Annotated in this window: 9 protein-coding genes and 1 pseudogene; 2 read left to right on the top strand and 8 right to left on the bottom strand. The window is 75.3% G+C overall.

What is annotated here, in order from left to right:
* A pseudogene (locus IE118_RS30995) lies at nucleotides 1–245 on the bottom strand (ABC transporter permease); the annotation flags it as partial.
* Nucleotides 246–390: 145 nt separating this feature from the next.
* Between IE118_RS30995 and IE118_RS30990 the strand changes: the two are divergent.
* A complete protein-coding gene (locus tag IE118_RS30990; RefSeq protein ID WP_189561419.1) occupies nucleotides 391–1,023 on the top strand; it encodes a TetR/AcrR family transcriptional regulator in 633 nt (210 codons plus the stop codon).
* A gap of 32 nt (nucleotides 1,024–1,055) precedes the next feature.
* Here the strand turns inward: IE118_RS30990 and IE118_RS30985 are convergent, their stop codons facing one another.
* A complete protein-coding gene (locus tag IE118_RS30985) occupies nucleotides 1,056–2,714 on the bottom strand; it encodes a glycosyltransferase family 2 protein (RefSeq protein WP_189561418.1) in 1,659 nt (552 codons plus the stop codon).
* Nucleotides 2,715–2,786: 72 nt separating this feature from the next.
* Entirely contained in the window at nucleotides 2,787–3,281 is a 495-nt protein-coding gene (locus IE118_RS30980) for a MarR family winged helix-turn-helix transcriptional regulator (RefSeq protein ID WP_229847022.1), read from the bottom strand.
* Nucleotides 3,282–3,406: 125 nt separating this feature from the next.
* Between IE118_RS30980 and IE118_RS30975 the strand changes: the two genes are divergently transcribed.
* Nucleotides 3,407–3,820, top strand: coding sequence for an organic hydroperoxide resistance protein (locus IE118_RS30975; RefSeq protein ID WP_189561416.1), 414 nt, complete (start codon nucleotides 3,407–3,409; stop codon nucleotides 3,818–3,820).
* On the opposite strand, the gene IE118_RS30970 is transcribed toward IE118_RS30975, so the two are convergent.
* The 5 genes from IE118_RS30970 to IE118_RS30950 form a co-directional block, all read right to left on the bottom strand.
* Nucleotides 3,810–5,390 (bottom strand): hypothetical protein, encoded by a 1,581-nt coding sequence (locus IE118_RS30970; protein ID WP_189561415.1) that lies wholly within the window; start codon nucleotides 5,388–5,390, stop codon nucleotides 3,810–3,812. The two genes, IE118_RS30975 and IE118_RS30970, sit on opposite strands and share 11 nt — an antisense overlap.
* A gap of 98 nt (nucleotides 5,391–5,488) precedes the next feature.
* Nucleotides 5,489–6,751, bottom strand: coding sequence for a hypothetical protein (locus IE118_RS30965; RefSeq protein ID WP_189561414.1), 1,263 nt, complete (start codon nucleotides 6,749–6,751; stop codon nucleotides 5,489–5,491).
* Nucleotides 6,748–8,964: a bifunctional glycosyltransferase/CDP-glycerol:glycerophosphate glycerophosphotransferase gene (locus IE118_RS30960; protein WP_189561413.1), complete on the bottom strand. Its 2,217-nt coding sequence runs from the start codon at nucleotides 8,962–8,964 to the stop codon at nucleotides 6,748–6,750. Before IE118_RS30960 ends, IE118_RS30965 begins: the two co-directional genes overlap by 4 nt.
* 1 nt (nucleotide 8,965) lies before the next feature.
* Nucleotides 8,966–11,167 carry a bifunctional glycosyltransferase/CDP-glycerol:glycerophosphate glycerophosphotransferase gene (locus IE118_RS30955; protein WP_189561412.1) on the bottom strand — a complete coding sequence of 734 codons (2,202 nt, stop codon included), beginning with the start codon at nucleotides 11,165–11,167 and terminating at the stop codon, nucleotides 8,966–8,968.
* A gap of 152 nt (nucleotides 11,168–11,319) precedes the next feature.
* Nucleotides 11,320–13,581 carry a bifunctional glycosyltransferase/CDP-glycerol:glycerophosphate glycerophosphotransferase gene (locus IE118_RS30950; RefSeq protein ID WP_189561411.1) on the bottom strand — a complete coding sequence of 754 codons (2,262 nt, stop codon included), beginning with the start codon at nucleotides 13,579–13,581 and terminating at the stop codon, nucleotides 11,320–11,322.
* Nucleotides 13,582–13,702: the final 121 nt, after the last annotated feature.

Genomic DNA, 13,702 nt, shown 5'->3' with positions numbered 1-13,702 from the left:
AGCAGCGGGGTCGCCACCTGCCAGAGCTGGCCGAGCTTGGCCTGGCTGTACTGGGCGGTGAGCTTGGCCTGGGAGAAGGCGAGGATGAAGTGCCGCCGGCCCCAGAGCTGACGGACGTACTCGACCAGGGACGGCCGGGCACCGCTGACGGTGAGCCCGTGCCGGGCGGCGAGGGCCGCGAGGTCGTCCTCGCCCGGTACCGGGCGGGGTGCTGCGGGAGGCGGTGTGTGCAGGGCCTGACTCACGTCCGCTGCTTTCGCTAGGGGGAGGGGAGGGCAACGGGGTTCGACGTCGGGACGGGACCGTATCGTCGTCACCGGAGCGTAGGTCGAATGCACGTCGGAACGCAACCGTTTCGTCGTGACGGATGCGGCTGCCTATGCTGTCGGCATGACGACGAACGCAGACGAGCCCCAGCCGCGTCCGCGTCCGCGCCGCCGGGCCCCCGCCGGGGCCGCCGTGCTGCGGGAGGACGTCACGGAGGCCATCCGGGCGGCCGTCTTCGAGGAGCTCGCCTCCGCCGGCTACGCGCGGATGTCGATCGAGGGCATCGCGCGCCGCGCGGGCGTCGGCAAGACCGCGGTGTACCGCCGCTGGCGCTCCAAGCTTCACCTGGTCCTCGACCTGGTCTCCGCGATCGCCGTCCAGGGACTGCCCGCGCCGGACACCGGCTCCCTCGAAGGCGACCTGCGCCTGCTGTACGAGGTCACCTCCCGCGCCCTGCGCCACCCCGTCGCCTCCCAGGTCCTCCCCGACCTCCAGGCCGAGGCCGCCCGCAACCCGGAGATCGCCGAGGCCCTCCGCAAGGCCCTGCGCGAAGGCCAGGACGGCGTCGCCAAGGGCATCGTCACGGCGGCGGAGACCCGCGGCGAACTCCGCCCCGGCATCGACCACGCCCTCGCCCTGGACCTCATCTCCGGCCCCCTGTACTGGCGCTCGGTCGTCATCCGCAACCCCAAGCTCCCCAAGGACTACCTCGAATCCCTGACCCGCACCACGACGGCGGCCCTGAAGGCCCTGTGAGCCGCCACGGCGGACGACCGCCGGGCCGGGGCTCAGTGCCGGTGGCGCAGGAGGCGCCGCAGGCGGGTGTGGAGGAGGTGGGTGAGGGCGGGGAGGCCGGTGGCCAGGCGCAGGGCCAGGGAGCCGGAGTGGGTGGCGTAGGGGCGGGCGAGGACGAGGCCGTGGCGGGGGCTCGGCAGGACGAGGCGGCGCAGCAGGCCGGGGCCGGCCAGGGCGTGGGCGGTGACCGGGCGGGTGGAGCCGTCCCGGAAGCGCAGCCGCAGGCGCAGGTCCCAGGCGCCGGAGGCGAGACCGGCCAGCCGGTCCGGGCACACCGGGGTCTCCGCGGTCCAGGTGTGCGGGGACGACACCCGCCACGGCACCGTGCGGCGCACGGCGATCCCCTCCCGGTCCCGGTGGCGCCACTCCACCTCCACCTCCGTGGGGCCGGCCTCGGCCGTCCTGCCGTACAGCTCGTGCAGGCGCAGTCGCAGGCGGCCCGCGCGGGGGCGCAGTTCCGCGTCGACGGCGAGGGGGAGCTGCCGCACCGGGCGGGTCAGCAGGGACTCCAGGGTGATCTCCGGCAGGGCGGACGACCAGCAGGGTGTGCCGTCCGCCGTGCGGGCGTAGGGCGGGCGGAGCCGGGCCGGCCGGGCGGCCAGCTCCCGCAGCCGGGGCAGGTCGCGCGGCTGGGGAGAAGCCAGCACGACCCGTGCGACCAGCCGGCCCGGGGCGGCCGGGTCGCGGGCCCAGTCGGCGGCGTCGTAGTCGGCGAGGAAGGCCCGGGTGTGCGTCCACCACTCCCGCCGGTAGGCCTCGTCCCGCAGCGGCAGTTCACGGGCGTACATGCGCAGCTCGTGGTCGAGGAACTTGGCCCGGACCCGGCGCGCCAGCAGTTTCTCCCCTGCGTCCAGCAGGATCCCGTGGGCGGTGCGGCAGGCGTGGGTGCGGGCGCGCCAGTTGTCGATGCCGGACCGGGCCAGTGAGATCGACAGCTGCCGGGCGGAGCGGCGGACGTGCCAGAGGTACACCCGGTCCGGGACCAGCGCGACGCGCGGCGCCGCGGCCCAGACCCGCGCCGTGAAGACGATGTCCTCGTAGGGGAAGCGGCCCTCGGGGAAGCGGATGCCGCGGGCGCGCAGGAAGGCCGTGGCGTAGAGCTTGTTGACGCAGAGCGTGTCGTACGCCAGCCGCGGGTGGTGGGCGGGGCGGGGGAGGACGGCGGGGGCCGCGTACAGGCCGGGCTCCCACGGCACCTCGCGGCCCGAGGGGAGTTCCCGCCGCACGCACAGGCCGCCGGTGACCTCGGCGCCCGTGCCGGTCGCGGCCGTGAGCAGCGCGTCCACCGCGCCGGGCGGCAGGACGTCGTCGCTGTCCAGGAACATCACGTACGGCGCGGTCACCGCGTCGAGCCCGGTGTTGCGGGGGGTGCCGCAGCCGCCGCTGTTGACGGGGAGCCGGATCACCCGCAGCCGGGGCTCGCCGGCGGCCAGCCGGTCCAGCAGACCGGCGCTGCCGTCGGTGGAGCAGTCGTCGACGGCGACCACCTCGCGCACGGCGGGGCCCTGCCCGAGGGCCGAGCGCACGGCGTCGGCCACGTGGGGGGCGTCGTCGTGGCCGATCACGACGACGGCGACGGCGGCGGTGCGAAGGGGGTCAGCGGTGTCAGCGGTGTGGACGGTGTGGGCGGTCCGGGAGTGAGGGGGGTGCATGACGTCCTCGGGCGCGGTATGGGCTGTTCCTGCCCTTTTGCCCGCCCGAGTGCGTCTCGTACCGGACGCGCGTCAGGCCCCGCCCGCCGCCGCCCTGTCGAGCGCCGTGGTCAGTTCGTGCAGACGGGCGCTGAGGAAGCGGACCTCCTCGCCCTCGAAGCCGGTCGCGGCGAGGATGCGGCGCGGCACCTCGCGCGCCCGCTCGCGCAGCGCGGCGCCCTCCTCGGTGGGCCGGACCTCCACCGACCGCTCGTCGCGCGCACTGCGCTCGCGGCGCACCAGTCCGGCCGTCTCCAGACGCTTGAGCAGCGGGGACAGCGTGCCGGAGTCCAGCCGCAGGTGTTCGCCGAGCTTCTTCACGGGCAGCGTCCCGTGTTCCCACAGCACCAGCATGACCAGGTACTGCGGATAGGTGAGCCCGAGGTCCTTCAGCACCACCCGGTAGACGCCGTTGAAGGCGCGGGAGGCGGCGTGCAGGCTGAAGCAGATCTGCTGGTCGAGGCGGAGCCAGTCGTCCGCGGCGCCCGGCAGCGGGGGCGTCGCGGGTGGGTTCGGGGTGGCGGTCATGGCTCCAGGGTAGCTCCAGCGGGCCATTTGGTTGCGCGCAATTCAATTGCGTGCTCTACTTGAGTCCGTCAGGCGGCCGGAACCACCAGGCTCCGGCCCGGCCACCACTCGAGAGGGGTCTCCCCATGGACGCGCTCTACACCGCCGTCGCCACCGCCACCCACGGCCGCGAGGGCCGCGCCGTCACCTCCGACGGCAAGCTGGACCTCGGTCTGAGCGCCCCCGTCGAGCTGGGCGGCAGCGGTCAGGGCACCAACCCCGAGCAGCTGTTCGCCGCCGGTTACGCGGCCTGCTTCGGCAGCGCCCTCGGCGTGGTCGGCCGGGCGGCGAAGGTCGACGTCAGCGACGCCGCGGTGACCGCCGAGGTCGTCCTCGGCAAGCAGGGCGAGGGCTTCGCGCTCGCGGTGACGCTCCGCGTCGAGCTGCCCGAGGGCATCGAGGAGGAGACCGGCCGCAAGCTGGTCGAGCAGGCCCACCAGGTCTGCCCCTACTCCAACGCCACCCGCGGCAACGTCCCCGTCGAGCTCGTCATCGAGTAGTCCCGCCGCCCGGGTCCCCGACCCGTGCCAGCACCTCCCCCGTCCGCCGGCTCCACGTCACCACCACCGCCTCCTCGGGCACCCGCTGCCAGGGCGTCAGCAGCAGCCAGCGCGCGTGGTACCGGCGGACGACCGCGGCGCGCTCGGCGCGGGTCGAACCGGGATTCAGGTACGCGCGCACGTCCTCCGCCCGCCGCAGCCGCTCCCGTTCGTCCAGCGCCGGGTCCGGCCAGGCGGGCGCCGCGAGGTTCGGCCCGTACCCGGCGATCGCGTGGACGGCGTGATAGCCGTCGGTGATCACCACCTCGCCCCGCCCGACGTACCGCGCGGCCCAGTCGTACGACGGCCAGTCCGGCGGCTGCTCGAAGCCCACCGGATCCACCGCGGGCGGCACCACCGCCCCCGCCTGCACGGTAAGGAACCCGGCACAGGCCCCCGCGGCCGCCGCCCCGCCCAGCAGCCGCCGCCACACCGGCCACGGCCGGGGCGCCGCCAGCTCCACCGCGAGCGCGAACTGCAGCGGCGCCAGCGTCAGCCCCAGGATCCGCCCGTACGTGTAGTGCCCGCTGACCCAGCCGTACGCCACCACCAGGCAGTCCAGGACGAACATCAGCACCAGCGGATCCCGCCACGAGGTGCGCCGCGCCCGCAGCCACAGCACCGGCAGCCCGAGCAGCGCCAGCCCGAACTGACCGGCGAGGTCCAGGTACAGCCGCCGGTGCATCGCGTCCACGCTGCCGTCCCCGGCCAGCGCGAAGACGTCGAAGTACGGCCAGCCCGCCGCCACCAGCAGCGCCACCGCCCCTGTCAGCGCCCACCGACCGGCGACCGCCGCCGTCCACCCCCGCTGCCGGCCGGCCACCAGCGCCACCGCGCCCACCGCCGCCGCGACCGCCGTGATCGGGTGCACCAGCAGGATCAGCCCGTACAGCGCGCCCAGCGCCGCGTACCCCGGCAGCGGCCGCAGCCCGCCCGGTCCCACGTACCGCAGGGCCGCCGTGTCACCGGCCCGCACGCCCGTCAGCGCCCAGGCCCAGAAGGCGAGCCCGATCGCGAACGCCGACGGGTAGGACAGGTTGCCCGTCATGGACATCAGGTTCAGGTAACCGCTCCACCAGGCCCGCTCCACCCCCCACAGCAGCGTCATCGCGGCGAGCGCCAGCACCGGCGCCCACGGACGCGGCGTCAGCACCCGCACGAACCGGCCGATGCCGGTGAGCAGCACCAGCAGGTTCAGCGGCCCGGTGAGCCCGAGCACCTCCCAGCCGCCGAGCCCCGTCAGCCGGGCGGCCACCCCCTGCGCCAGGGCGAACGGCGAGTAGTACGGGCTGCCCGCGCCCGGCAGGTCCGCCATCGGGTGCCGGGGGCGCAGCAGGTCGTCCTTCAGGCGTTCGACGACCGCGGCGTGCTGGCCGGCGTCGCAGCACAGCGGCACCCTCCAGTACGCCAGCGACATCACGAGCCAGAACAGGAAGCCGAGCAACTGGTACGGGGTGGGGCGCCAGGCCCCGCCGCCGCGCAGCGCCGTGGCACCGCTCACGGACCGCCGTACGAGGACTCCGGCGCTCATCGGGTGACGGGGAACGAGGTCATGCGAGACATCTGCCGTATGTTCCCGAACCCGTCACAGGCTTGACCGCAAGTCACCCCTTCGAGTGACCCCGGCGGTCAGTGCACGGGCTCCAGCGGCATCTCCCGCGCCGGCACCACGAGCCGCCGCGCCACCGGCTCCAGCAGCAGCGGCACCCCCAGCACCGGCAGCAGCCAGGCCAGCGTGATCAGCCGGTCCCCCCAGATGGCGATGTCCGGATGCCCGGCCTGGTTGAGGAGCCCCGTACCGGCCGCGGCGACCAGGAAGGCACCGAACGCCGGCCGCCGCCGCGCGCCCAGCGCACCGGCGGCCAGGGCGGCCAGGAACAGCGGTTCCCACAGCTGCCGCCGCAGCCACTCCATCCAGAAGTTCCCCTGGAGCTGGAAGAACTCCGCCCAGGGACGCTCCCGGTCGGGGCGGGCGAAGTGATCGGTCAGCAGGTCCTGCACGCTCTCCGACACCGAGGGGTAGTCCAGCAGCCGGGCCAGCGCCACCGTGCCCAGCGTCCCCGCGCACCCCGCCGCGGCCAGCGCCACCACCCCGCGCCCCGCGGGCTGACCCCGCCGGCGGCGCCGGACGGCCACCACCGCGCCCGCGCCCGCCAGGCACAGCCCGAGGAACAGCGCCTGCGAGTGCTTCACGGTGAACAGCGCGGCCAGCGAGGCGCACACCAGCACCGTGCCCGCCCGCGCGCGCCCCCGGAGGGCCAGCGCACAGCCCCACAAGGCGGCCAGGGTGAGGGCCAGCAGCAGCCCCTCCGTCATCGGGCGCATCGCCGTCGTCCCGCACGGCAGCACGAGGAACAGCGCCTGCCCGGTGAGCGCGAGCGGCACCGGCACCGACAGGGTGCGCAGCACCAGGAAGGCCAGCGCCCCGCCCGCGCAGGTGATCACCACCCCCGCCGCCCACAGGCCCCAGGTCGCCCCGAGCAGGCCGACGAACGGCAGCAGGAACACCGGGTAGCCGGGACGCACCTCGAAGATCCGCATGAACCGCTCCGGCATGAACGGCACGGTGTGCCCGGCACTCCGGCCGTCCGCCAGACCGGCCTCGACCGCCCGCCACTCCTGCTCCCGGCACTCCTGGAACACCCGTGGGGCGGGGTCCGGGGCGTGGAAGCGCACCACGTCCACGTTCTGGGCGCGGTGGGCGATCGCCGCCCGGCCCGCGCAGTAGTGGTCGATGGTGACGGCCGCCGCCTCCCGTGTGTCGGCGCCGCCCAGACTCAGCGCGTAGGACAGGTAGTTCTTGCTGTCGGGGGTGTCCCGGCCGGAGACGTTCGCCAGTTGCAGCACCGCGAAGACCGCAGCCAGGAGCAGCACCCAGGTGCGCGGCCTCACGACGTGGTCAGCCGGCCGAGGCCGCCGGCCTGGGCGGGCAGCCGGGCGGGGCCCGGCGGGCGCTCCGTCACCGGCTCGCCCAGCATCAGCGCGCGCACCACCCGCTCGGCGGCCCGGCCGTCGTCGAACTCGCAGTACCGCTCCCGGAACGCCGACCGCAGCCGCCGTGCCTCCCCGTCCCGCCACGTCCCGGAGTCGAACAGGTACGCCAGCTCCCGGTAGGAGCGCGCCACGTGGCCCGGCGCCTCGGCGGTGATGTCGACGTAGGCGCCCCGGCTCGCCCGGAAGGCGTCCCAGTCGTCGGCGTGCAGCACGATCGGCCGGTCCAGGTTGGCGTAGTCGAACATCAGCGCCGAATAGTCGGTGACCAGGACGTCGGCGGCGAGCAGCACCTCCTGCACCTCCGGCTCGTCCGTGGCGTCCACCAGCACGCCCCGCCGGTGCAGTTCGGCGAGGCCCAGGCCGCGCGCGGGCCCGTCGGCGAGCGAGGGGTGCAGCCGGACCACCAGGGTGCGGCCCTCACCCAGGTCGGCGGCGAACCGGGCCAGGTCGATCCGCTCCACCAGGCCGTCCCTGCGGTAGTCGCGGCGGGTCGGCGCGTACAGCACCACCGTGTCGCCCTCCGGGATGCCCAGCCGGGCCCGGACCGCGCGGCCGCTGTCCGGCCCCGCGCCGACCAGGACGTCGTTGCGGGGACTGCCCGAGCGCAGGGAGGTGAAGTGACAGGGGAAGGCCCGCTCCCACACCAGCTCGGAGTGCCGGTTGGCGACCAGGCTGTAGTCCCAGCGGTCGGCCCGGCGCAGCATCTGCGGCACGTCGAAACCGTGCCGGGCACCGGGCTTGCCGAGCAGGTCGGCGCCCATGAACTTCAGCGGGGTGCCCTGGTGGGTGTGGACGTGCACGCTCCCGGGGCGTTTGACCAGCGCGCCCGACCAGTTGACGTTGTTGACGAAGTACGTGGCCCGCTCGACCGCCCTGCGGTAGCCGGGCGAGTCCAGGAGCACGTACTCGGTGTCCGGTGGCAGTCCGGCCGCCCGCTCCTCGTCGGCCAGCACCCACACGCTCCGGATGTGCGGGGCGATCTCGCGCGCCGCGCGGTGGATCGCCGCCGGGTCGCCCAGCACGCCCCGGTGGGAGAACGCCGAGTACACGGCGAGGTCCGGGTCCAGCGGGCGGCGCAGCGCCGCCCGGGTCCGCACGGCCCGCGCCGCCGTCGCGGTGCGCGCCTGCCGGGCCCGCCGGCCCAGCTCACGGCCCGCCCGGCCGGCCTGCCGCCGCAGCACGTATCCGGCGTAGCTCCCCTCCAGCACCCGCAGGTCGGCGGGGACCCGGACACCCTCCGGGCGGTGCGCGTGGAACATCTCGGCCGTGCGGCGGAAGAACTCGCCCCGGTCGGCGGGGGGCAGCCGGTCCGGCTTGGAGAGGATGTCGAGACAGTGCTCGCCCATCTTGGCGTGCAGGAACGGCCGCCAGTGCGCGAGCGCCGGGCGGGCGTCGACGAAGCGGAACACCCGCGCGTACTGCTCGTGGACGTCGAAGTGCTTGCGGCTGGTGGTGGACAGGATGCTGCCCTGGCGGCGCTGCCGGTAGTACAGGCAGATCCGGTCCAGGGTGGCGATGCGCTCCGCGCTGAGCATCACCGGGAACGTCCAGGGCGTGTCCTCGTAGTAGCCGGGCGGGAAGGCGAAGCCCTCCCGTTCGACGAAGTCGCGCCGGTAGGCCTTGTTCCACACCACCATCAGCAGGTCGAGGATCTCCGGCCGCTCGGCGGCGGTGAAGGCGGCCCCGGCGTTGTCCGCCAGGACGTGCGCCAGCACGTTGCGGCGGGTGCCGCCCCACCAGTAGGTGCGGGCGTAGTCGAAGACCAGCACGTCCGGGTCGCCGGTCTCGTCGAGCCGGTCGGCCAGGGCGCGCAGCGCGCCGGGGGTGAGGGTGTCGTCGCTGTCCAGGAAGAGCAGGTAGTCGCCGCTCGCGTGCGGCAGGCCCGCGTTGCGCGCCCGCCCGAGGCCCACGTTCTCCGGCAGGTGCAGCACCCGGACCCGCTCGTCCCGGGCCGCGTACGCGTCGAGGATCGCGCCGCAGCCGTCGGGGGAGCGGTCGTCGACGGCGATCACCTCGATGTCGCGGTACGACTGTCCGAGCACCGAGTCCAGGCAGGCGTGCAGGTAGCCCTGCACCTTGTGGACGGGGACGACGACGCTGAAGCGGGGCACGTCAGCTCCTCACCAGGGTGGCGGCCGCGGGAGCGGGGACGCGCTCCGCGAGCGGGATGACGGGCGGCAGCGCCTCGGGCGGCTCACCTAGCAGCACCCGGCGGACCACGCGTTCGGCGGCCCGCCCGTCGTCGAAGGGGCAGAACCGCTCCCGGAACCGGGCCCGCAGGGCGGCCGACTCCGGCCCCGCGTACGAGCCGTCGCGGAAGACCCGGGCCAGCTCGTCGGGGGTGCGGGCGATTGGTCCTGGCGGCCCGTCCATCAGGTCGAAGCAGACGCCGCGGACCTCCCGGTAGACGTCCCAGTCGTCGGCGTAGACGACGATCGGGCGGTCCAGGACGGCGTAGTCGAACATGATCGAGGAGTAGTCGGTGATCAGCGCGTCGGCGGCCAGGCAGACGTCCTCGGAGGAGCGGTGCGCGGTGACGTCGACGACCCGGCCGCCGTGGCCGCGCCCGCCCCGGTCGTAGAAGTAGTGGGCGCGCAGCAGCACCACGACGTCCTCGCCGGCCGCGGCGCAGAACGCCTCCAGGTCGAGGCCGGGCTCGAAGCCGGTGTGGTGGTCGCGGTGGGTCGGCGCGTACAGCACGGCCGTGGCGCCCTCGGGGACGCCCAGTTCCGCGCGGATCCGCGCCACGTCGGCGGCCGTGGCGGTCAGGTACGCGTCGTTGCGCGGATAGCCGTACTCCAGCTGCTCGTAGGAGCCGGGGAAGGCCCGCTCCCACACCCGGGTGGAGTGGGGGTTGGAGGACAGGTTGTAGTCCCAGCGGTCCACCCGGCCCAGCAGCTTGCCGAAGCTGCCGGTCGTCGCGGCCACCACCGGGTACGTCGACTGGTCGACGCCCATGGTCTTCAGCGGGGTGCCGTGCTGCGTCTGGAGGTGCACGCTGCCGGGCCGCTTGACGACGCCCTCCGCGAAGTTGGCGTTGTTGACGAGGTACTTCGCGCGGGCCAGCAGCTCCCAGGAACGGCGGCTGCCGATGACCGCGTACTCGACGTCCTCCGGGACGGTGTGCGCCTGGTCGGCCTCCACCAGGAACACCGAGCGGATGTGCGGGGCGAGTTCCCGCGCCTTCGCGTGGATCGCGGCCGGGTTGCAGGCGTAGCCGCGGCCCCAGTACGCGCAGTACACGGCGAGGTTCGCGTCCAGCGGACGGCGCAGGTGCGCCCGGTACAGCAGCCGGGTGCGCAGGCCCCGGGGACGCGGCACCGCCGCCGCCGTCCGGGACGCCGCGCGGCGGGCGCCGCGCAGGGCGGCGAAGGCCGCGTAGGAGCCGGCCGCCAGCAGCCGGTGCTGCACGCCCGGGCTGCCGCCCGGGGGCCGGTAGCCGGCGGGGCGGTGACGGCGGTACAGGGCGCTCGCCCGGCGGAAGAAGGCGCGGCGTCCCGACGGGAGCCGCCGGGGGTGGGCGGCCGTCTTCAGCACGATGGCGAACAGCTGCTCGAACAGCGGCCCCGAGCGGGTCGCGGGCACCTCCAGGTCGGCCGCGTGGGAGAGCACCAGCTCGACCTGGTCCAGCAGGTCGGCGTGGTGCGTGCCGGGCAGGCTGAGCCGGCTGCCCTGCCGGCGCGCCCGGTGCCGGACGACCACCGCGCGCAGCACCGCCACGCGCTCGGCGCCCAGCATCGCCAGTCCGCCCCAGCCGACGTCCGTGAAGTGCCCCCGGGGGAAGGCCAGGCACTGCTCGGCGGCGAAGGCCCGGCGCCAGGCCGCGCTCCACGCCGGGAGGCGCACGCCGGTGAGGTGCGGGGCGCGCGCGGGCGCGAAGGCGTCGTCCGGGGTGGGGGCCAGCAGTGGCGCGGCCGGGTTGGTGGGCTCGCCCTCCCACCAGGGCACACGCTCGTGTTCGAAGTGCAGCACGTCCACCGGCCCGGTCTCCGCCAGGCGCGCGTCCAGGGCGGCCAGCGCGCCCGGGACCAGCACGTCGTCGCCGTCGAGGAACAGCAGGTACGTCCCGGTCGCCGCCCGCATCCCCGCGTTGCGCGCCCCCGCCAGCCCGTCCGACGGGGGCGCGTGCACGGGGGCCACCCGGGAGTCCCGCTCGGCGTGCCGGGCGGCCACGTCGGCCGCCGGGGACCCGGGGGCGTCACAGACCGGGATCAGCTCGAAGTCACCGAAGGACTGGGCGAGGACGGAGTCCAGCGCCTGGCCCAGCCGACCTGCGACCCCGTGGGACGGGACGATGATGCTGAAGCGGGGCATTCTGCTCTTTCCGTAGGGGGTGGCGGGGCGCCGGCCGCCTCAGCGTGCGGGGCGCCGGCCGGGCCGTCCCGCCGGCCGCCGGGCGGGCGGCCGGGCCGGGGTGGGCCGCGACGAGCCGGGGGGCACGGGATCTCCCGAGGGGGGAACGACGGTCAGCCGCCGTCGGTGACGGTCAGCAGTCCGGCGGACCGCCGCGGCGGCGGCGGCGCGAGCGACGGCAGGTCGATCGCGGCGGCGGCCGGTGGCGCGGGGAGACGCTCGTCCAGGGGGACGACCGGGGGCAGTTCGGTCTCCCCGAGCAGCACCCGGCGCACGACCCGCTCGGCGGCCCGGCCGTCGTCGTGCGGGCAGAAACGGTCACGGAACGCCGCGCGCAGCCGTGCGGAGCGGGCTCCGCACCAGTGGCCGGAGGCGAAGATGTCGATCAGTTCGTCCTCGCTGCCCGCGACCGCGCCCGGCGGCAGGCACCGCGGGTCGACGTACAGGCCGCGGGCCGCCTCGTACGCCTCCCAGTCGTCGGCGTGCAGCACGACCGGCCGGTTGAGGACCGCGTAGTCGCACATCAGCGGCGAGAAGTCGGTGACCAGGACGTCCGAGGCCAGGCAGAGCGCGGCCACGTCCGGGTGCCCGCTCACGTCCAGCACCCGGTCGGAGGCGGCCTCGGCCGGCCCGTCGTGGGGGTGGTGGGCGCGGGACAGGACGACGAACCGCGGGCCGAGCCGGCGCGCCACGCGCTCCAGGTCGAGCAGCCGGGGCTGGGTGCGGACGTAGTCGCGGCGGGCCGGCGCGTAGAGGATCGCCACCGCACCCTTCGGGACGCCCAGCGACTCCCGCAGCGCGGCGACGTCCGCGCCGGTCGCCGTGTGGAAGCGGTCGGCGCGCGGCCTGCCGTACTCCAGGGTGGTGTAGCTGCCGGGGTGCACGCGTTCCCAGGTCAGCGTGGAGTGGCGGTCGGCGGAGACGACGTAGTCCCACTGGTCGACCTCGCGCAGCAGCCGCCGGAAGTCGGTGCCCCGGGCCACCGCCGGACGTTCCTGGAGGTCCAGGCCCACGTGCCCGACGGGGGTGCCGCGCTGCACCCGGACCAGGGTCTGGCCCCGGCGCTTGACCAGGCCGGGCTCCGTCTCCGTGTCGGTCACCAGGTACGCGGACCGGGCGAGCGCGCTCCAGTGCGCGGCGGTGCCGGGGACGAGGCGGCGGGTGCCCGGGGCGAGGGTGTGGTGGTGCTCGGGGCCGGCCACCCAGGCGGTGCGGACGTGCGGGGCGAACTCGCGCACCGCGGACTCCAGGGCGGCGGGGTCACCGCCGCGGCCCGCGCGGGCGGTGAACAGGGCGTGGTCGGCGCGCAGCGGGAGCATCCGCTGGAGGCGGTAGTGGCCGCGCAGCGCGGCGTGGCGCAGTGCGCCGGGCAGCCGGCCGGTGAGCCGGGCGGTCCCGCGGTACAGGGCCGCCGCCCGTCTCAGGGCCCGGTAGGTGCGGTGCAGGCCGAACCGGACCAGCGCGTGGTGCACGCGGGCGCGCGCGGGGACGGGCGCGCCGGGCGTCCGGTGACGCCGGTACTGGGCCCGGGCCCGGCGCAGGAACGCGGCCCGCGAACCGCGCGGCAACCGGTCCCGCCGGGTGTACACCGTCACCAGGTGGTCGACCATGCGGCGGAACAGCACCGGCCGCCAGCGCTCCAGGTCGGGCCGCCCGTCGAGGAACGCGAAGACGCGGTCGTACTGGTCGAAGACGTCGAAGTGCCGGTCACTGGTGGTGCGCAGGATGCACCCGGCCCGCCGCTGCCGGTAGTGCACGCACACCCGGTCGAGCGTGGCGATCGACTCCGCCGTCATCAGCGCCGGGTACGTCCACGGCGTGTCCTCGTAGTAGCCGGGCGGGAAGGCGAGACCCGCGCGGAGCACGAACTCCCGCCGGTACGCCTTGTTCCAGGCCACCATCAGCAGGTTCAGCAGCCCCGGCCGGTCGGTGAGCCGGAACGGCGCCGGCCCGCGTTCGGTGAGCTCGGCGGCGACCCGGTTGCGCACCGCCTCGCCCGACCAGTAGGTCCGCGCGTAGTCGTAGACGAGGACGTCCGGGTCGCCGGTCTCCTTCAGCCGGTCGGCGAGGGCCAGCAGCGCGTCGGGGGTGAGGGTGTCGTCGCCGTCGAGGAACACCAGGTAGTCGCCGGTCGCCCGCTCGATCCCGGCGTTGCGGGCCTGCCCGAGCCCGGTGTTCTCCGGCAGGTGCACGACCCGTACGCGGGGGTCGCGGGCCGCGAACTCGTCGATCACCGCGCCGCAGGCGTCCGGCGAGCAGTCGTCGACGGCGATCAGTTCGAGATCGGGGTACGACTGCGACAGCACCGATTCCAGGCACTCGTGCAGATACGCCTGGACCTGGTACGCGGGGACAATGACACTGAACCTGGGCAAGGGGCATCCAACGGTCGGTGCGGGCGTTCTGCCCGGCAACGGCCGCTGGGCCGACTTGGTTACGCCCCCTGGGGCATCCGGGGGACACCCGTCACACGAAGGGGCGGACCTTGCCGGTCCA

It is taken from the genome of Streptomyces pilosus (genome assembly GCF_014649835.1).
Lineage (GTDB): Bacteria > Actinomycetota > Actinomycetes > Streptomycetales > Streptomycetaceae > Streptomyces > Streptomyces pilosus.
The sequence above is the reverse complement of the archived record's forward strand: the minus strand, read 5'-3'. Positions and strand labels throughout refer to the sequence as shown.